This window comes from Neoalteromonas facilis (genome assembly GCF_002807665.1).
Lineage (GTDB): Bacteria > Pseudomonadota > Gammaproteobacteria > Enterobacterales > Alteromonadaceae > Alteromonas_E > Alteromonas_E facilis.
The window spans coordinates 113,350-131,657 of record NZ_PEAY01000002.1 but is presented as its reverse complement, the minus strand read 5'-3'; the positions used below and the strand labels follow the sequence as shown (position 1 = coordinate 131,657).

Annotated in this window: 19 protein-coding genes; 15 read left to right on the top strand and 4 right to left on the bottom strand. The window is 46.1% G+C overall.

What is annotated here, in order from left to right; all coding sequences use genetic code 11:
• From CSH93_RS06745 to CSH93_RS06735, 3 genes are all read left to right on the top strand, one after another.
• A complete protein-coding gene (locus CSH93_RS06745) occupies window positions 1–1,041 on the top strand; it encodes a CPBP family intramembrane glutamic endopeptidase (protein ID WP_100642478.1) in 1,041 nt (346 codons plus the stop codon).
• 65 nt (window positions 1,042–1,106) lie between these two features.
• Window positions 1,107–1,568: an MGMT family protein gene (locus CSH93_RS06740; protein WP_240615516.1), complete on the top strand. Its 462-nt coding sequence runs from the start codon at window positions 1,107–1,109 to the stop codon at window positions 1,566–1,568.
• Between the two features lie 87 nt (window positions 1,569–1,655).
• Window positions 1,656–2,882 (top strand): cyclic di-GMP phosphodiesterase, encoded by a 1,227-nt coding sequence (locus tag CSH93_RS06735; RefSeq protein WP_100642477.1) that lies wholly within the window; start codon window positions 1,656–1,658, stop codon window positions 2,880–2,882.
• 186 nt (window positions 2,883–3,068) lie between these two features.
• On the opposite strand, the gene CSH93_RS06730 is transcribed toward CSH93_RS06735, so the two are convergent.
• The 4 genes from CSH93_RS06730 to hslR form a co-directional block, all read right to left on the bottom strand.
• A complete protein-coding gene (locus CSH93_RS06730; RefSeq protein ID WP_100642800.1) occupies window positions 3,069–4,655 on the bottom strand; it encodes a phosphoenolpyruvate carboxykinase in 1,587 nt (528 codons plus the stop codon).
• Between the two features lie 242 nt (window positions 4,656–4,897).
• Window positions 4,898–5,491, bottom strand: coding sequence for a dienelactone hydrolase family protein (locus tag CSH93_RS06725; RefSeq protein WP_100642476.1), 594 nt, complete (start codon window positions 5,489–5,491; stop codon window positions 4,898–4,900).
• A complete protein-coding gene (gene hslO, locus CSH93_RS06720; RefSeq protein ID WP_100642475.1) occupies window positions 5,491–6,390 on the bottom strand; it encodes an Hsp33 family molecular chaperone HslO in 900 nt (299 codons plus the stop codon). Before hslO ends, CSH93_RS06725 begins: the two co-directional genes overlap by 1 nt.
• A gap of 39 nt (window positions 6,391–6,429) precedes the next feature.
• The gene (hslR, locus tag CSH93_RS06715; protein WP_100642799.1) at window positions 6,430–6,807 is read right to left on the bottom strand and encodes a ribosome-associated heat shock protein Hsp15; all 378 of its coding nucleotides are present in this window, start codon (window positions 6,805–6,807) and stop codon (window positions 6,430–6,432) included.
• Between the two features lie 206 nt (window positions 6,808–7,013).
• Between hslR and gspC the strand changes: the two genes are divergently transcribed.
• Genes gspC through CSH93_RS06655 form a run of 12 tightly spaced genes read left to right on the top strand, consistent with a single transcriptional unit; the run spans window position 7,014 to window position 18,268 of the window.
• Complete coding sequence (gene gspC / locus CSH93_RS06710; RefSeq protein ID WP_100642474.1) at window positions 7,014–7,937, top strand: type II secretion system protein GspC; 924 nt, start codon at window positions 7,014–7,016, stop codon at window positions 7,935–7,937.
• 10 nt (window positions 7,938–7,947) lie between these two features.
• Window positions 7,948–9,999, top strand: coding sequence for a type II secretion system secretin GspD (gene gspD, locus CSH93_RS06705; RefSeq protein ID WP_205663235.1), 2,052 nt, complete (start codon window positions 7,948–7,950; stop codon window positions 9,997–9,999).
• Window positions 10,000–10,028: 29 nt separating this feature from the next.
• Window positions 10,029–11,549 carry a type II secretion system ATPase GspE gene (gspE, locus tag CSH93_RS06700; protein ID WP_240615533.1) on the top strand — a complete coding sequence of 507 codons (1,521 nt, stop codon included), beginning with the start codon at window positions 10,029–10,031 and terminating at the stop codon, window positions 11,547–11,549.
• A gap of 1 nt (window position 11,550) precedes the next feature.
• Window positions 11,551–12,771, top strand: a complete 1,221-nt coding sequence (gene gspF, locus CSH93_RS06695; RefSeq protein WP_100642471.1) for a type II secretion system inner membrane protein GspF — start codon at window positions 11,551–11,553, stop codon at window positions 12,769–12,771.
• Between the two features lie 13 nt (window positions 12,772–12,784).
• A complete protein-coding gene (gene gspG / locus CSH93_RS06690; protein ID WP_100642470.1) occupies window positions 12,785–13,210 on the top strand; it encodes a type II secretion system major pseudopilin GspG in 426 nt (141 codons plus the stop codon).
• 6 nt (window positions 13,211–13,216) lie between these two features.
• Entirely contained in the window at window positions 13,217–13,846 is a 630-nt protein-coding gene (gene gspH, locus CSH93_RS06685) for a type II secretion system minor pseudopilin GspH (protein ID WP_276307697.1), read from the top strand.
• Entirely contained in the window at window positions 13,843–14,217 is a 375-nt protein-coding gene (gene gspI / locus CSH93_RS06680) for a type II secretion system minor pseudopilin GspI (protein ID WP_100642468.1), read from the top strand. The genes gspH and gspI overlap by 4 nt, the downstream gene beginning before the upstream one ends.
• The gene (gspJ, locus tag CSH93_RS06675) at window positions 14,210–14,848 is read left to right on the top strand and encodes a type II secretion system minor pseudopilin GspJ (protein WP_100642467.1); all 639 of its coding nucleotides are present in this window, start codon (window positions 14,210–14,212) and stop codon (window positions 14,846–14,848) included. Before gspI ends, gspJ begins: the two co-directional genes overlap by 8 nt.
• A complete protein-coding gene (gene gspK, locus CSH93_RS06670) occupies window positions 14,841–15,842 on the top strand; it encodes a type II secretion system minor pseudopilin GspK (protein ID WP_100642466.1) in 1,002 nt (333 codons plus the stop codon). Before gspJ ends, gspK begins: the two co-directional genes overlap by 8 nt.
• Window positions 15,843–17,036 carry a type II secretion system protein GspL gene (gene gspL / locus CSH93_RS06665; protein WP_100642465.1) on the top strand — a complete coding sequence of 398 codons (1,194 nt, stop codon included), beginning with the start codon at window positions 15,843–15,845 and terminating at the stop codon, window positions 17,034–17,036.
• 3 nt (window positions 17,037–17,039) lie between these two features.
• Entirely contained in the window at window positions 17,040–17,519 is a 480-nt protein-coding gene (gene gspM / locus CSH93_RS06660) for a type II secretion system protein GspM (protein WP_100642464.1), read from the top strand.
• Window positions 17,516–18,268, top strand: a complete 753-nt coding sequence (locus CSH93_RS06655) for a type II secretion system protein N (RefSeq protein ID WP_100642463.1) — start codon at window positions 17,516–17,518, stop codon at window positions 18,266–18,268. Before gspM ends, CSH93_RS06655 begins: the two co-directional genes overlap by 4 nt.
• The last annotated feature ends 40 nt before the right edge of the window (window positions 18,269–18,308 follow it).

Below are 18,308 nucleotides of genomic sequence, written 5' to 3'. Positions count from 1 at the left end.
ATGGCTCACACTCAATTTTTCAAACAATTCGCTCCAACAACCTTGGGTAAAGTTTCAGCGCTCACCGAAGTGCTAAGTGTATTTTTCATTGGCAGCGTACTCTCAATGATGTTCTTTCAATTCGCCGGCGTGACCGGTCATCCGTTGATGGCATTATTAGAGCCAAACGCCAACCTTTTTGAAATCAGTTGGGATTTGTTCAACATTTTAATGATGCAATATGCCGGCTGGTTCATACTCATTATCGTATGCGGTTTAATGTTTTCTCGCCCATTTATAAGAGAGTCTGGCTTATCTAGAAAGCAACATTCGCTGTTGTGGTTGGTTGCTATTGGGGTGTTAGGTTGGGCTATCGGTGATATTCCAAGTAAAATCGTATGGTTGCTTGACGCCGAATATGATCTCGGCACCAGCGTACCTTGGCGTGAAGCCTTGATTTCGGGTGAAAAAACCGCTGGATGGTGGACGTTAATGGCTGTCGGTAGCTTTGCCATCATCCCTATCATTGAAGAAGTCTTTTGGCGCGGTTACGTACAGGCAAGGTTGCAAAATAGCTTCTCGCCAAGCATTGCTATTATCGCCACAGCGCTAATGTTTACCTTGAGTCACGCGCAGTATCATCAAATGGATGCGTACCATATCGCGACAATCTGTGCTTTGTTTATAAACGCATTGATCTTTGGTTGGTTGTTTTATTCTACCGGCTCGCTATTACCCGCTATTGTGATGCATGCGCTTGTTAACTTTCCTACCGATGGCGCCATGATGTATATCGTTATCGGCCTAATGTTTTCGATATCCGCGTGGAAGTGGAAAACTATTCGTATGGAAATAGACAAAGCACTGAACAAGCTTAACCTTGCTCAATTTGACGCAATAAGCCTCCTCGCCTTTGCCATTCTCGCGATGAGTATGATGGCGTTGAGTCAATTCCCCACACTCACAATCACAATTGGCTATGTTGCAGCTGCAATTCTTTCGCTGTGTTTTATTTATGCAAGATGGCGCTCGTTTTCACTCGCTACAGAAAAATCAATTTAAATCAATATGCTGCGAACAGAGAATGACTACTCTCAGGTTGGCAGCAGTTCATTCCAGAGCGCAAATTGCGCGACAGTTTGGACAAAAAAACCGTTCAGCGTTGTGGCGCAGTATTACACTGTTGCTGCATACTCAGCATTGAATTGGAAATCGAACTCCATCGCATCATTGCGGAGACTCTCATTGTGGCAACAGAATCAATGCGGCGCATTTGGCGCGTTGTGCAACTCGTACCTCAAGGCAAAGTAGCGTCCTATGGGCAGATTGCTGACTTGGCAGGACTACCTGGGCGCGCCAGGCTTACCTCTAAAGCACTAGGCTCAGCGCCATGTGAAATGGAGTTGCCTTGGTTTAGGATCCTGCGCAGCGATGGACGCATTGCATTTGAACGGGAAAGTGAAATGGCCAAACGTCAACGAGATTTACTGCTTGCCGATGGCGTGTTTGTCAATAACATGAAGGTAAGCTTACAGGAGTTCCAATGGCATCCCAGTGCGGCTACTCTGCTGTTTGAACTCGATTTTTAAGCGTTTTGTACTTCTTTTTGTGCTAACAACTTGTTAATAGCAGCAGATTCATTTAACTTCATATTATCGTGTTTATTGTAATCCCCAATGTCAGACGAAGCGCTTACTAAAATACCCATTAGCGAACTCAAGCCCGGTATGTTTGTTGATAGCATCGCAGAGCAATCCGGCAACCTGCAAGTCGCCAGTAGAGGTAAAGTTACCAACAAAGCCATCGTAGTATCGCTGAAGAAAAGAGGCGTTACTGCTGTCATTATTGATCCATCTAAACAATTCGTGCCTGATGAGGCGGAAGACGCCCCCGAGGAAACGCCTGAAGTAGAAGAAGCCCCGCCCCCTAGCTCGGAGAAAGAGAAAAAAACGCGTAGCGTTAGTTTCGATCAGGAAGTTGGCGTTGCCAATAAGCTGCACAAGAAAGGTAAATCCGTCCAGAAGTTGCTGCTTAACTCGGTTGCAAAAGGGCTTCCAACGGACATTTCTGTGCCAGAGGAATTTACCCAAAGCTTGGTCGGCTCCATAGACCGAAATCCCAATGCACTGTTGTGTTTGACTAAAATCCGCGAAAAAGACGATTACCTGCTAGAGCACTCTCTTAACGTTGCCATCTTACTGGCTAATTTTGCCAAATATATCGGATTGAAAGATGAAGAAGTGCAAGAGCTCGCATTGTCCGGCTTTCTTCACGATATCGGGAAAATACGTATCCCCGACAGCATTTTGCACAAGCCCGGTAGGCTGACCGACCAAGAAATGAATATCATGCGCGACCACGTTGTCTTTGGTATTGAAGCCTTAGAGGAAATGGAAATCCCTGCGCGAATGATCCGCACCGTGAGTGAGCACCACGAACGTCTTGATGGATACGGTTATCCAGAGGGATCGCGTGACGATGAAATCAGCTTTTACGGACGCATGATTTCAATAGTCGATGTATATGATGCATTAACCGCTGATCGTTGCTACAAAGCGGGTATGCCAAGTCAAAAAGCACTGCAGATTTTATTGAAGGACACACCGGATAAATATGACCGTGAACTGGTGCAGAAATTTATTAAATGTATCGGTATTTACCCAGTAGGAAGTTTGGTTAAACTCACAGATGAAACCATTGCAATGGTCGTTAAGCACAATGAAGACGCGCCACTTAAACCTATCGTAAAAGTGTTTTACTCGCTGCGCGGCAAACACTATTTAGCCCCGAAAGATATTGATTTAGCGAAAATTAATTATCGCTTAAATGTCGAAAAAGCTGTGTTGGCCTCTGAATACAAGATTGATTTCAAAAACTTCTTCGAGAATAAAATCGCGATTTAGTTGTTCTCTTAGCAAGAGCTTTTTTGTTGCAACACAACAGTATTAGCGCTCAAATTTTCGTTCCCAAACCTTTTAGTACACTCTCGTTTGGCTGCCGATGCTCCACAAAGGTGGCGAATACATTTGAGACATAAAAAAACCCGAACACATACTTTGTGTTCGGGCTCTTAAACTTGAGCGATGAAATTAGGCTTTTACTGGACCCGCATTCACAATAGCCTGATCCACATCGTACTTGGCAAAATTCGCGTTAAATTCACCAATTAGCTTATTCATGTATACGTCATAAGCATCTTGGTCTTTCCACGTTTTCTTAGGTACAAGCAGCTCTGATGCTACACCTTCGATTTGGTTAGGCACACGCAAATTTAACCCTTCAATTAAGGTTGTATCAGCAATGTCTAATGTATCGTTTACGATCGCATCAACAATTGCACGCGTTGTTGGAATGCTGAAACGCTCACCTTGACCATAAGGGCCACCAGTCCAACCGGTGTTAACTAAGTAAACTTTGGTACCAAACTCACGAATGCGCTTAATCAAAAGCTCTGCATAAACACGTGCTGGACGTGGGAAGAATGGTGCACCGAAGCAGGTTGAAAAGGTAGATTCGATGTCAGCCGTTGAGCCAATTTCGGTTGAACCCACTTTAGCCGTGTAGCCACTTAGGAAGTGATACGCTGCTGCTTGCTCATCAAGCATAGAAACCGGTGGTAAAACGCCACTAACATCACAGGTTAAGAATACGATAGCGCGCGGCTCACCCGCACGGTTCGCTTCAATGCGCTTTTTGATATGCGATAACGGGTATGCTGCACGAGAATTCTGAGTCAACGATACATCGTCATAATCAGGTTTACGGTTTTCATCAAGTACGACATTTTCTAGGATGCTGCCGTACTTTATTGCATCCCAAATAACCGGTTCGTTCTTTTGCGACAAGTTGATGCACTTAGCATAGCAGCCGCCTTCAAAGTTAAATACGCGGCCTACGCCCCACCCGTGCTCATCGTCACCAATCAAAAAGCGTTTGGGATCAGCTGACAATGTGGTTTTGCCCGTACCTGATAGGCCAAAGAAAAGCGTAACATCACCTTCTTCGCCCACATTTGCAGAGCAGTGCATCGGCAATACTTCACCGGCAGGCAATAAGAAATTCTGCACAGAGAACATCGCTTTTTTCATTTCACCCGCATAGCGCATACCAGCGATTAGTACTTTACGCTGAGCGAAGTTCAAAATGACAACACCATCACTATTGGTTTGATCACGCGCTGGGTCACAAACAAAACCAGGACAGTTTAGGATCTGCCACACTGGACGATCATTGTTGTACGCATCTTGTGACGGGATAAACATGTTGCGCGCAAACAAATGCTGCCATGCAGTTTCAGTACGAACATTAACCGGAATACCGAATGTTTCGCAGGCACCCACTTGTAACAATGATTCAAAATGTTCGCGCTCGTTGATGAAGGATTCTACTCTATCCCACAGCGCATCAAATGCATCAGCTTCGAACGGGCGATTAACCTTGCCCCATTCAATTTCAGCTTCAGTTGTTGGCTCTTTAACAATGAAACGATCTGCAGGAGAACGACCAGTACGCTCACCGGTTTCAACAACCAAAGCACCATTGTCTGCTAATCGACCTTCGCCACGGCGAATCGCGTGCTCAATTAATTCAGCAGGATTTAAATTGTTATGGATGGTCGTGTTTTCGACGTTTACAGCCTCGCTCGATAGCTTAGCAGGTTCAATTGCAGCGTTCATTTGTAGCCCCATTAAATGAAATCTTTCAGAGCGACTTACAGCTAGCCGCACTTTCCGGCGGCGACAATACAGCGCTTTGCCGCACCTTGCAAGCATATCGTCAAATCCAAGCAACGGCTAATAAACATAAGCCATACTCACTATTCATCATATGTAAATAGCTATTCAATTTTGGGGCTTTTATCAGGTATAAACACTAAAAAACTGTAAAGGCGCACAGAAAATTTCAACATTTCTGTAATTTAATTACATACCAAGCTTGTATTCATTGATGCTCGTATTTGCTTGAGGTAATGGGCATACCCTATTGCGTCAAAGTGCTGTGAATGACGATTCATAAAACCATGCAGATAAGGTGTAACATCTACCTCTACATGTTCAACCTGGTCTAGTTGAGTGTTGATTTCACTGACGTTAAAGTGATTTTCCTGACGAGCAGAATACCAATAAGTTGGCACTGTAGGCGTGGCAGGCAGCATGTGTCTAATCTGGCTGCCGTAAAAACCATAAAAAGCTAATACCGGCGAATCAGCGTGTTCACTTAGACATTTCCACAGTGCAGACGCGCCCACACTGAAACCTATCACGACCAAAACGCCCTTAAACGCGCTGATTTGATTGTAAATTTTCATCGCATATTCATTCACTGAAGTATGCTGGCAAAAATACTCATACGCCTCAGCTTCGTTTTTGAACTCTAGCGGTAAATCCGTATAGGGCGACAGGATGATTGGATCTTGGGCAATCTGGTGCGCGAGTTCGTCGAACGCTTTGGTGGCTCCAAAAATGTCAGACGCAACGAGGACCCGATAAACGGGTCCTTGGCTCTTATTCATTATTGAGTATTGCTTTGCGGGGGAACATTGGCGAAACCCGCATGGATGCTTTCTACATCCATACTGTCAAATTCGTACTTAGCATGACAATACTGACAATCCATCGTGATAACGCCTTGCTCTTCGATGATTGAAAGGAGTTCCGCTTTTTCAATATTCTTCAGTGCTTGTGCACTGCGTTCTTTAGAGCACGTACAGCTAAATGTAACAGGGTGCGGCGCATATAATTCCACATCGTATTCATGATACAGCCTATGCAGCAAGGTGCGGGCATCTAGCGAGAGGATCTCCTCACTCGTCATGGTATCGGTTAACACAGCAAGGTCGTTAAACTCCGCGTGATCGAGAACATTGGTAGCATCACTGCTTTGCGGTAATACTTGCAGTAACATACCCGCGGCTTTCACATTGTCTTTGGCTGTATCAGTAAATAAAACAACTCGCGTCGGTAACTGCTCAGATTGAATAAAATAGCCTTGAATACATTCCGCCAGAGAATCTTGATCCAATCCAACCAAACCTTGATAACGCTCGCCTTTTTCCGGCGTTATCGTGATCGCCATGACACCCTTGGTAAATAGTTCCTGAAAACGCTCAGGCCATTGTTCTACGCTCTCGTCCCAACGTGCAATTCCGCGCACTTGTTGCTGATGCGTAGCATCAACCACTGCATACTTCACCAAGCCTTCAGATTGAATTTGTAAACTGATCTCACCTTTAAACTTCAATGTCGCCGTTAACAATGTGGCCGCGCTTAACATTTCACCTAAAAGTCTTTTTATGGCATCTGGATAGGCGTGAGACGCGAGTAAATCAGCATAGCTTTTCTCAAGCTGGACCAGTTCGCCTCGTACACTGGCGTCGGGAAAAATATAACGTTGTAATTGATCGTTGTTCATAAAACTTCCAGTTCAGTCGTGTTGTAGACGACTTAAAATTTATTGATGTTTAATGCGGATAAGTTCTCTGCGCTGTTTTTTGTCCGGACGCTGATCGGGATGCGGATTGTGAAATGCCTGCGCTTTTCTCGCTTCCGCATTTTGTTGACGTTTCAACATGCTCGGCGCGGTTTCACGATACATTTTTTGTGCTAACGGCGCGGCTCGTCGCTTGTCATAAATTTCTAAGATTTCGACTTCTTTCACGTCATATCCACAGGGGATCCGTAACATAGCCCCCAGCTCTACAGCTTTTCCTGGCTTGCTGCGCTGGCCGTTGTAATGCACTTTACCCGCCTGAACGGCGTCTCGGGCCAGTGCCCGAGTTTTAAAAAAGCGCGCAGCCCAAAGCCACTTATCCAGTCTAACTGCGCTCATTGTATCAATCATGGGAACTAAATTGCCTCAATTATCGTCATAAATGTTTCATACCCTCGCATTAGAGTTGTGACCGTAACGCAGACTAGGCTATTATGGGGGGCGTTACTAATTACTCAAGAATAGAACAAAGCACTAGCGCCTACTGAACAGCCACTTTGCTCTCTAATATGAGTGTCGAATCAACCGTATAAAAATAATATCAAATGCCGACTTTGCAATCAGCCACACATCTTATTCAGCAGCGACAATCATCCATACGATTCGTCGTCGTGTGTTTGTTAGCCCTTTATTTGCTGGCCTTCCTAGCGCAGTTGATTTGGCGAGTAATACCCACGCCTGAATCGATAAACTCTGCGACTCAACCTGCCGTAGTAACTGCGACAGGCTCAACAGCCTCAGCTCGTGTAAACCTGAGTCGAATTAAAAATTTACAACTGTTTGGTCGTTTTAACCCTCAGGTAGAAGTACAACAACCCACGCAAACTGTGACTGATGCGCCTGAAACCAAATTGAACCTTGTACTTACCGGTGTGGTTGCGACCACAGAACAAGATGCCGGAGCAGCCATCATTGCTTATCGGAATGCGCAACAAACGTACGGCATCGGTGAAAAAATTGAAGGTACCAATGCTTCATTGCAAGAAGTATTTGCCGATCGTGTCATCATTCGCAACGGTGCACGCAACGAAACATTGATGCTAGACGGTGTCGATTTTGATGAGGCTAATAAAAAGCGGAGTCAAAGCGCAACAACAAGCTCAACGCGCACTTCAACGCCTACGTCAAGACCAGCACTTAGCGATAGCGCTATTGCAGCAACTCAGCAACTGCGTTCCCAACCAACTAAATTTACCGACTTCTTATCGATTTCGCCCGCACAAGCTGACGGTGAACTGCTAGGATATCGTGTGCAGCCGGGTAAAAACCCAGCGTTATTTGAAGCTGCCGGTTTGACCGCAGGTGATGTTATTACAGAGATTAATGGACTTGATGTGACAGATCCACAACAAGCCAGAGAAGCCATGGGAGAGTTGCAAACGGCCGATTCATTGCAGCTTACCGTGCTTAGAGACGAACAATATTTAACGCTATATCTGGATTTACCAGAACCAAGCGATGAGGAATAGGATGAGAAATATGGAGTTTATTCGCCGCTTTAATTTGCGACTCTGCTTTGTGGCTTTTGTGTCACTGGGGTTGTCTTATTCTATAGGCGCTGTGGCGGAACAGTATCAGCCTAATTTCAAAGATACTGAAATCAGTGAATTCATCAATATTGTCGGCAAGAACCTTAAAAAGACTATCATCGTTGACCCCAATGTTCGCGGCAAAATTTCAGTCCGCAGTTACGATCTATTGTCAGAAGAACAGTATTACCAATTTTTCCTAAATGTTTTGCAGGTGTATGAATATGCCGTGGTAGAGATGCCCAGCGGTATTCTGAAAGTTGTACGCTCTAAAGACGCGAAAGCATCGAATATTCCAGTGGTTGAAGGCGCATTGATGAACGGTGATGAATTCATCACGCGCGTTGTGCCAGTGTATAACGTGCCGGTGAGAGAATTAGCACCGATTTTACGTCAGCTAAATGACCAGGCGGGCGGTGGTAACGTGGTTAGCCACGACCCTTCAAACGTTATGATGTTGACCGGCCGTGCAGCGGTAGTAAACCGTCTTGTTGAAATCATTGAGCGCGTGGACCGTGCCGGTGACGAAGAAGTCGAAATAGTAAAACTGCGTTTTGCCTCGGCGTCAGAAATGGTGCGCATCATCGACAGTATCAATAAATCGCAGGGTAAAGCTGCCGGCTCGGGAGCGAAATCTGATCCTAGAGTAGTCGCCGATGATCGAACCAATAGCGTTATCGTTAGTGGTGACATTAAAGCGCGTCAACGCCTGATTAATTTAATCACGCGCATGGACCAAGAGCTTGAAACCAGTGGTAACACACGAGTCATCTTCTTAAATTACGCCAAAGCGGAAGATCTGGTCAAAGTTCTACAAGGCGTGAGTGCCAGTATTCAAGCTGAAGAGCAAGGTGCGTCGAATAACCGCCGTGGTAGCAACAATCGTGAAGTCAGTATCGATGCGCACGAAGATTCAAACTCAGTGGTTATTACTGCAGAGCCCGATATGATGCGTTCACTGGAAGAAGTCATTCGCCAACTTGATGTACGCCGTGCGCAAGTGCAAGTTGAAGCCATTATTGTTGAAGTATTTGAAGGTGATGGCACCACATTGGGCGTGCAATGGGTATCTGAAAGTGGCGGCGGTACACAGTTTACAAATGGTGTAGTACCTGTTGGCTCATTAGGTGTGGCACTGCGTCAGGCAGAAGATCGCGAAGTAACGCGAACAACCTACTCATCAAACGGCGATCCAATCGAATCGACTGACACCATTGAAGGTAATCTAACCTCACTTGCAAACCTGCTAGGCGGTGCAAACGGTCTGATCGCTGGCATTATTGAAGATGGCTGGGGCGCAGTTGTGCAAGCCGTTAGCAATGACACAAACTCTAACATCCTTGCGACACCGCATTTGACCACCATGGACAACGAAGAAGCTTTTTTCATTGTTGGTCAGGAAGTCCCGATTATCACCGGTACAACAACCGGCGCAAATAACTCTAATCCGTTTACCACGGTCGACCGTCAAGAAGTGGGTATCAAATTAAAAGTAACCCCACAAATCAACGAGGGCGACGCGGTTCAACTATTGATTGAACAAGAAGTATCGAGTGTAAGCGGCGCAACCTCTGTTGACATTTCAATAAACAAACGTGAAATCAAAACCACGGTCATTGTCGATGATGGCGGCACTATCGTATTGGGCGGCTTAATCGATGAAGATGTGCAGGAAAGTGTGTCTAAGGTTCCGTTACTCGGTGATATCCCATTTTTAGGTCACCTGTTCAAAACAACCTCCACCAGCAAGCGTAAACGCAATCTTATGGTTTTTATTCGACCCAAAATTGTGCGTGATGGCGTTACGATGAATGAGATTTCGCATCGCAAATATAACTTTATCCGCGCGCAACAATTGCAGCGACAATCTGAAGGAGTACCTTTGATGCCGTTGACCAAAGGTCCATTAATTCCAGAATGGAATGACGCTTTAACCTTGCCGCCTTCGTATGATGAGTACTTGTTGGAAAAACAAAAGAAAGAAAGTGAGCAGGACGAGTAATGACTGAGCAAGCTGAACCTTCAATCGACATGATGGAACAAGCCGATATTGCTGCCGACGATGCAAGTGAAACGGATGGGCATTCACAACTATCGTTTAGTTTTGCCAAACGTCACAAGGTCATACTAGAAACGGCACAAACACCAGCAAAGTTGTATTACACATCAGAGACGCCGTTTCACATCTTTGCTGAGGTTCGACGTTTTTACGGCGCGCCCTTCATTCTCGAAGAAATCAGCAACGACCGCTTTGAGCAGGTGTTAACCAACGCGTTCCAACGCGACTCTTCAGCTGCAAAGCAGTTAATGGAAGATTTAGGTAACGAAAGTGATTTGTTTTCATTAGCTGAAGACCTACCCGATACTGAAGACCTATTAGAAAGTGAAGATGATGCGCCTATCATTAAGCTGATCAACGCCATGCTCAGCGAAGCGATTAAAGAAGGCGCATCAGACATTCACATCGAAACCTTTGAAAGTCAGCTTGTTGTGCGTTTCCGCGTCGACGGGGTGTTGCGTGAAATCTTGCGACCAAACCGCAAACTTTCGTCTATGTTAGTGTCACGTATCAAGGTTATGGCAAAGCTCGACATAGCGGAGAAGCGCGTACCACAAGATGGTCGTATTACGCTACGCATTGCCGGTCGAGCAGTCGATGTGCGTGTGTCGACCATGCCGGCTAGCCATGGTGAACGCGTTGTATTGCGTTTGCTAGACAAGAACAATGCTCGCTTGAATCTAGAAGATTTGGGCATGACTCAGGCCAATCGAGATAAGTTTTCAGCTCTGATCAGAAAGCCACACGGCATCATTCTGGTTACCGGTCCAACCGGCTCTGGTAAAAGTACAACCTTGTATGCCGGCTTAAGCGAGATAAACTCCAAAGACCGCAATATCCTAACGGTTGAAGATCCAATTGAATTCGACCTGCAGGGTATCGGCCAAACACAAGTTAACCCGCGTGTTGATATGACCTTTGCGCGTGGTTTACGTGCAATATTGCGCCAAGATCCGGATGTAGTAATGGTCGGTGAGATCCGGGATGTTGAGACTGCACAAATTGCGGTACAGGCGTCTTTAACCGGTCACTTGGTATTGTCTACATTGCACACCAATACTGCCGCAGGTGCTATTACTCGACTAGAAGACATGGGCATTGAATCTTTCCTTCTGTCGTCTTCGCTGTTGGCAGTGTTATCGCAACGGTTAGTCAGAACCTTATGTTCAAGCTGCAAGCACCCGCACTCTCCAAGCGAGCAAGAAGCGGCTATTCTTGGCTTATCCCCAATAGATGCACAACAAACCACAATATTCGGTGCGCGAGGTTGTGCCGAATGCAACCAGACCGGATATCGAGGCCGTACCGGTATTCATGAATTACTGGTGGTAGATGAAGCCATTCGCGATTTAATGCATGAAGGCAAAGGTGAGCAAAGTATCGAACGGTATGTACGTAAAACAACCCCGAGCATTCGCGAAGACGGTTGTGCCAAAGTACTGTCAGGTATTACGACTTTAGAAGAAGTGTTGCGCGTCACGCGCGAGGATTAGTATGCCGGCATATGCGTACAAAGCACTAACGTCTTCAGGTAAGAACAAATCTGGCGTGCTCGAGGCGGATACGCCGCGGCAAGTGCGTCAGCAGTTGCGTGAACAATCGCTTATTCCGATTGATGTTGAAGAAGTTTCAGAGAAGAAAAAGGCGCAAAAAGGTAATGCTCGCTTCGGCATGTTGCGCCCGACAATCAGCGTATCTGACTTAGCCCTGTTAACCCGCCAATTGGCCACGTTAATCGAGTCTGCATTACCGATAGAAGAAGCCTTGCAAGCGGTTGCTGAGCAAAGCGAGAAGCCTCGTCACAAACAGATGATGATGGCTATTCGATCCAAGGTAGTAGAAGGTTACACTCTGGCCGACGCCTTGTCTGAGTTTCCCAGCGTGTTCGACAACCTATACCGTTCAATGGTCGCCGCGGGCGAAAAGTCCGGTCACTTGGATACCGTGTTAAATAGGCTGGCTGACTACACTGAACGACGCAATATTGTTAAAAACCAAATCACACAAGCATTAATTTACCCGGTGATCATGTTAATCGTTGCTATCGGCATCGTCAGTTTGCTGCTGACTTACGTGGTGCCACGCATCGTTGGTCAGTTCGACAACATGGGGCAGGAATTGCCGGGCGTAACCCAATTTTTGATTGCCGTATCCGAAGGCATACAGAATTATGGCTTACTCATTTTACTAGCACTGGTGCTGATGTATGTGGGCTATCGACAGTTAATGCGCACAAGTGCATTTAAAATGAAATCCCATCGAATTAGATTAAACTTCCCGGTACTTGGGAAGGTCATAAAGAGTATTAATACCTCACGCTTTGCCAGTACGCTAAGTATTTTAACGGCCAGCGCAGTGCCTGTTCTCGAAGGGATGCGTATCGCCGGCAACGTACTCGAAAACGTTTATATTAAAGATCTCATTATGGAATCCGCAGGGAAAGTCCAAGGGGGTTCCAGTTTACGCGGCGCATTAGATGCAACGGGTGTATTCCCACCGATGATGATCCACATGATTGCGTCGGGAGAGAAGAGTGGTGAATTACAAGATATGCTCGCGCGCGCGGCATTGAATCAAGAACGCCAATTTGAAATGCAAGTTAACATTGCATTAGCGATTTTAGGGCCAGTGCTCATTTTAACGATGGCAGCGATTGTATTTTTCATCGTAATCGCCATTTTGCTGCCCATCATCTCGTTAAATAACATGATTTAGTTAGGAGAAGTTTATGAGAAACAAAGGATTCAGCTTAATTGAAGTGATGGTGGTCATCCTGATCATCGGCATCATGACAGCTATCGTGGCCCCTAATATTATAGGCAATCAAGAGGAAGCCCAGCTGAAAAAGGCAGCTATTGATATCCAGAATTTAGAAAGTGCGTTGCAAATGTACAAACTACGCAACAATGTATTTCCAACCACGGAGCAAGGCTTAGATGCATTAGTGAATGAGCCAACGATTGAGCCACTGCCTAAGAACTTTCCAGTTGGCGGCTTTATTAACCGCTTACCAGATGATCCCTGGGGTAACCCTTACAATTTGATTAGCCCAGGGGAGTTAGGACTCATCGATATCTTCTCAAATGGTCCAGACCAGCAACCCGGTACTGATGATGACATTGGCAACTGGAACATAAACGACTACCTAGACTAAAAGTAAGTGCTTACACACCAATTAAATACAAAGTCACGGGGCTTCACATTATTAGAGATAATGGTCGCCCTGTTTTTGATTGGTGTGGCCACTAGCATTGTGCTGTTCAATGCTTTTTCTGCTAGCGAATCCGATCGCCTCAAAGAACAGGTTCAACGTTTACAAGTTGTTTTTGATATGGCGTCAGATTTCGCCATTTTAAACCAACAACAACTGGGCCTTTATATCGATCAAGACGAGCAAATTTATCGTTTTGTTTGGCTCGATGATGAACAAGAATGGCAACCCATTACCGATAATCCTACGTTTGCGGAAAAGCAGTTACCTGAGCCATTCAGCATGGAACTTTTGCTTGATGATTTGCCTTGGCAAGATACTGATAGATTGTTTGACCGTGGCATATTTGATGAAACTTTGTCTGTATCAGAAGATGGGGTCGAAATAGGCGAGGAAGAAGAGAAACAGCCACCGCCACAGATCCTTATCTTATCTAGCGGTGATATCACCCCCTTTAGTTTACTGTTTAAATACGAGCCCGATTTTGGTCAAGACGACCCCGTTTATTTCAAGCTCAACGGCCAAGACGTTACGCCATTGATACGCCTTGGTCCATTGGCACAGGCAGATGAGTCATGAATCGAATTGCGCAAGGAATGACGTTACTCGAAGTCATGGTTGCCTTGTTTATCTTTGCCGTTGCCGGCATGGCCATCATGAAAACTGCCACAGACCATTTGAACAATGTGGGTGTGATAGAAGAAATAACCTGGGCCACTTATGTCGCTAACAATCAGTTAACTCGTGCTCACCTTGACGACCAATGGCCACCTAAAGCAAATATCAAAGGCTCAGAACAAATGGCAGGCCGCACGTGGTATTGGCAGCAAACCGCCAGTAAAACTAATGACGATGATTTACGCGCTATTGTGGTATCTGTTGGTTTAAGTGAGAACTATGAGGATTCGATAACCAGCGTGACCAGCTTTGTGGCGAAACCCAATGAATAAGTTCGCCCAACCCCGAGGTTTTACACTACTTGAAATCCTAATCGCCATGGCAATTTTCGCCATTATCGGCGTAGCCTCTGCGGGACTTTTGTCGCGCGTGATGGACGGCAATGAATTGTCTCAAGACCGTTTCGCGCAGTTGGAGCAAATTCAACGTGCTATGTTGATTATTGAACGCGATTTACTCCAAGCTGTAGCGCGTCCGGCAAGAATAGAAGGTGAACTCAACGAAATCGTAATGGCCAGTGGGCGTGCTGCTGATAATAGCGATGCTGATAGTATTGCGTTTGTCAGAACCGGTTGGCATAACCCCCAGTTTATGTTGCCCCGTAGCAATATGCAGGCAGTCGCATACCGATTGAAAGACGGAAAACTCGAGCGGTTGTACGGCAACTACGTTGACAATGTCATTGGTTTCGAACCCAAAATAAGGGTGCTATTAGAGAACGTTGAAGACTTCAAAGTCTCTTTTTTCATAAAAGAGAAAGGGGCACCTGAGCGCGAGCGCGACTGGCAAGAAAACTATGTCGGTACAGTGCTACCGCGGGCAATTGCAATTGACATCACAACCCAAGAGCACGGTCGCATTCGACGTGAATTCGTTATAAGCGGTGGGCTTAACAATGAGTAGCACGTCGTTTCGTCAAGGCGGAGTAGCGCTCATCACGGTGCTGATGGTGGTTGCGCTGGTCGCCATTTTGGGTACCGAAATGATTGCGCGCTTGCAGCTACAAGCACAGCGCACGGCGAATATTAAAGACGCGAATCAAGCATACTGGTACGCCTTAGGTGCTGAACAATACGCACGTAAATCGATTGCGCAACTATTGGATCTAAGCGGCGACAAAATACACCTGAACCAACCCTGGTCCCAAGAATTTATTTATCCAATCGATAATGGTGGTATTCAAGCCCAGTTAGTCGATATGCAAAGCTGTTTTAACCTAAACGCATTAACCCACAATCGTAGCGAGGGAGAGCAAAATTCAGGTAGTCAGGTCAGCGCAGAAATGGAGGCTTTTCAGCGTTTATTACAAACCCCTCAGTTACTGCCCGACATGGACAGTTATACCGCTGAAACCGTGCGCGACTCGCTTGCCGACTGGCTCGACAATGATGACCAAATTCGAGGGTTTGGTGCTGAAGATATGGACTACGAATCATTACCGAACCCCTATCTTGCTGCCAATACTATGATGCAGAACAAATCAGAGTTGCGCATCGTTAACGGCGTGTCTGCGGTTTGGATAAATGATTTGCTGCCTCTGGTGTGCGCGCGTCCAAACAATAGTTCTATGCAAATTAACATTAACACCATGACCGAGGAATTGGCGCCAGTACTGGCCGCAGTAACTGGTTTAGATGTTGAACAGGCAAGGCGTCTTGTTGCAGCAAGGCCCAGTGATGGCTACGATGACACCGTCGGGTTCCTTGCCGAACCGGATATTGCGGCGTTGGCGTTACCGCAAGAACGCCAACAATGGTTTTCTGTAACCACACAATATTTTATTTTATACACAAAGACCCGTTACAATAACGCCACATTTGCTATGTCATCCGTATTTTTCGTGGATGAAAATAAAAAGGTTACCGTTGTGCGCCGAGAATTTGGAGGCAAATACTAGATGGAGCAGCTCATAGTCCGATTGGGCGGCGATCAATACAGCCCAGTATTTTGGATTGTTTGGTCCGAGAATGAACAGGAAATTATAGCCTCAGGTGAACTCGAAAATGCATCGGCTTTGTCGTCATTATCCGAGCGAGCAGGCGCTCGACCAGTCATTGCACTCGCGCCGAGTAGCCACGTATTGCTCAAGTGGGTGACCTTACCGCCCAAAGCAAGTAGGAAAGTCATTTCGGCTATCCCGTACATGCTCGAAGATGAATTATCAACAGATGTATCGGAACAGTTTTTTGCCTTGGGCCCCAAAGTCGGCGCGCAGCAAGCCGTCGCAATCGTAAGTCACAAACAAATGCAGCTTTGGCAAAGCATGTTGACCGACGCTGGATTGCATTGTGATAAGTTGCTTCCCGATGTACTAGCACTGCCTCACAATGAAGATGCCTGGAGTCTTTTGCAATTGGGTAATGAGTGGCTTATTCGTCAAGACGAGTGGAGCGGCATGCAAGGGGAGCAAGAGTGGTTGCTACCTGCCATAATGCACTTCGCTAAGCAACAAGAAGACCCGCTTCAGATCTTTGACTACAGCGGCGTCACCGTTGGTGCTACACCTAACGTTGAATGGCATCCGCAAACTCTCGATATGCCCATGCATGTGCTGGTAAAAGGCAGTCAGAGCGCCAAGTTCAACCTATTGCAAAATGAATACAAAGTTAAAAAGCAGTCTAATGCTACTTGGCATCAATGGCGTCTAGCCGCCATTCTTGCAGTCGTCGCATTCGCGCTGTCGTTAGCGGACAAAGCCATTACGTTAACTCAACTCAAACAACAAGCGACGGAGTTAACTGCACAAATTGATAGTGAAATAAAACGCGGTTTTCCCAACATTGGCATATATCGAGACGTAAAACGAAAAGTAAGCAGTGAACTTGTTAAGCTAGAGCAAGGTGGAACTGGCGTGTCTATGCTAGCCATGCTTGAACAACTCAGTAGCGCATTTTCACAAACCCAAGTAAAACCGCAGTCTCTGCGCTTTGATGGCGAACGCAGTGAGCTGCGAATGCAAGCGGTAGCGCCTAACTTTGAATCTTTGGAGCGTTTCCGTGCCCAAGCACAAGCCGCTGGTTTTACCGTTGAGCAAGGTGCTATTAACAACCGAGACAATCAAGTGATTGGCTCTGTGATTATCAAGGGGTAGAACGTGCAATCACTGATCCAACGCTACAAAGCATTAACCGAACGCGAGCAATGGGTACTGTTATTGGCCGCCATTGTCAGCGTCGTAGGCCTATTTTACTTGCTGGTATGGTCTCCTTTGCAAACCTCAATCGCGCAAACCAAAGCACAGGTTGAAAACCAGCAGGAATTATTAACCTGGGTAAAGGCCAGTAGCCAACGGGCAATTCAATTGCGTCGTTCAAGCGGCGGCGCACAAGGCTTTACGGGCTCTTTACCACAAGCAGTAAACCAAACCACCAGCCGCTTCAATATTGTAATTTCTCGTATGCAGCCACAAGGTGATGAGCTTCAGGTATGGGTAGACGAAGCGGCCTTTGACTCGCTTGTCGACTGGCTCAATGCACTAGAAAATATGGGAATTACAATCCTTCAAGTCGATCTAACAGAAGCTGACTCTCCGGGTCAGATCAAGCTCCGCCGTTTACAATTAGGGAAATCATGAAATCTAAACTTGGCCTAACACTGATTGGGTTTGTATTCTTTATTATTTTTCTGATTGTATACCTGCCCGCAAAGCAGGTGATATATCGAGTAGCGTTGCCAAACAACGTGGCTATTTCTGATGTCAGTGGTACGCTGTGGAAGGGCAGCGCTAGGCGCGTAAGCGTAAATGGCTTAGCGATTAACAACGTCACGTGGAAACTGTCTGCGCTACCATTGTTGTGGGGGCAAGCTTCATTGACGCTTGATGCAGGCAGCCAACGCCAAGCCAATGACATTTCATTCAGTGGTGATGTCAGTATCTCTTTGACACAACCGATGACGTTTACTTCTGACGATTTTGTGCTGTACTTACCCACTGACCAAGTGCTCGCCAATGTTAGCTTACCGCTGCCGGTTGAAGCGGGGGGCCGTTTCAGAGTCACATTATCAGAGCTCGATTTTGAACAAACATGTCAGGTATTGGATGGCACCGGCGAATGGTTAAACGCCAGTGTCCAAGGGACACAGGGTACTATACCTCTGGGCGTATTTAGTGCTCAACTCGGTTGTGACAATCGAGCCATTACGGTAGCGGTAGCTGAACCGAATGTTTTTGGGCTAAACCTCAATGCACGCGTAGCATCGATGCGGGATATTAGTGTTGAAGGCAAATTCAAGCCTGATGCTTCATTGCCTCAGGAAGTGCATGACGCAGCCAAGTTTTTTGGGCAAGCGGACAGTCAAGGGTATATCGCGTTTAAACTCTAACTGAGATGCTTTAAAGGTTGAACTCAGTGTCTTAACGCTA

Excerpts from the sequence above, each read along its gene's own strand:
- CSH93_RS06745 (WP_100642478.1), top strand. The coding sequence starts at position 1 with ATGGCTCACACTCAATTTTTCAAACAATTCGCTCCAACAACCTTGGGT.
- CSH93_RS06735 (WP_100642477.1), top strand. The coding sequence starts at position 1,656 with ATGTCAGACGAAGCGCTTACTAAAATACCCATTAGCGAACTCAAGCCC.
- CSH93_RS06730 (WP_100642800.1), bottom strand. The coding sequence starts at position 4,655 with ATGAACGCTGCAATTGAACCTGCTAAGCTATCGAGCGAGGCTGTAAAC.
- CSH93_RS06725 (WP_100642476.1), bottom strand. The coding sequence starts at position 5,491 with ATGAATAAGAGCCAAGGACCCGTTTATCGGGTCCTCGTTGCGTCTGAC.
- hslO (WP_100642475.1), bottom strand. The coding sequence starts at position 6,390 with ATGAACAACGATCAATTACAACGTTATATTTTTCCCGACGCCAGTGTA.
- hslR (WP_100642799.1), bottom strand. The coding sequence starts at position 6,807 with ATGAGCGCAGTTAGACTGGATAAGTGGCTTTGGGCTGCGCGCTTTTTT.
- gspC (WP_100642474.1), top strand. The coding sequence starts at position 7,014 with ATGCCGACTTTGCAATCAGCCACACATCTTATTCAGCAGCGACAATCA.
- gspD (WP_205663235.1), top strand. The coding sequence starts at position 7,948 with ATGGAGTTTATTCGCCGCTTTAATTTGCGACTCTGCTTTGTGGCTTTT.
- gspE (WP_240615533.1), top strand. The coding sequence starts at position 10,029 with ATGATGGAACAAGCCGATATTGCTGCCGACGATGCAAGTGAAACGGAT.
- gspF (WP_100642471.1), top strand. The coding sequence starts at position 11,551 with ATGCCGGCATATGCGTACAAAGCACTAACGTCTTCAGGTAAGAACAAA.
- gspG (WP_100642470.1), top strand. The coding sequence starts at position 12,785 with ATGAGAAACAAAGGATTCAGCTTAATTGAAGTGATGGTGGTCATCCTG.
- gspI (WP_100642468.1), top strand. The coding sequence starts at position 13,843 with ATGAATCGAATTGCGCAAGGAATGACGTTACTCGAAGTCATGGTTGCC.
- gspJ (WP_100642467.1), top strand. The coding sequence starts at position 14,210 with ATGAATAAGTTCGCCCAACCCCGAGGTTTTACACTACTTGAAATCCTA.
- gspK (WP_100642466.1), top strand. The coding sequence starts at position 14,841 with ATGAGTAGCACGTCGTTTCGTCAAGGCGGAGTAGCGCTCATCACGGTG.
- gspL (WP_100642465.1), top strand. The coding sequence starts at position 15,843 with ATGGAGCAGCTCATAGTCCGATTGGGCGGCGATCAATACAGCCCAGTA.
- CSH93_RS06655 (WP_100642463.1), top strand. The coding sequence starts at position 17,516 with ATGAAATCTAAACTTGGCCTAACACTGATTGGGTTTGTATTCTTTATT.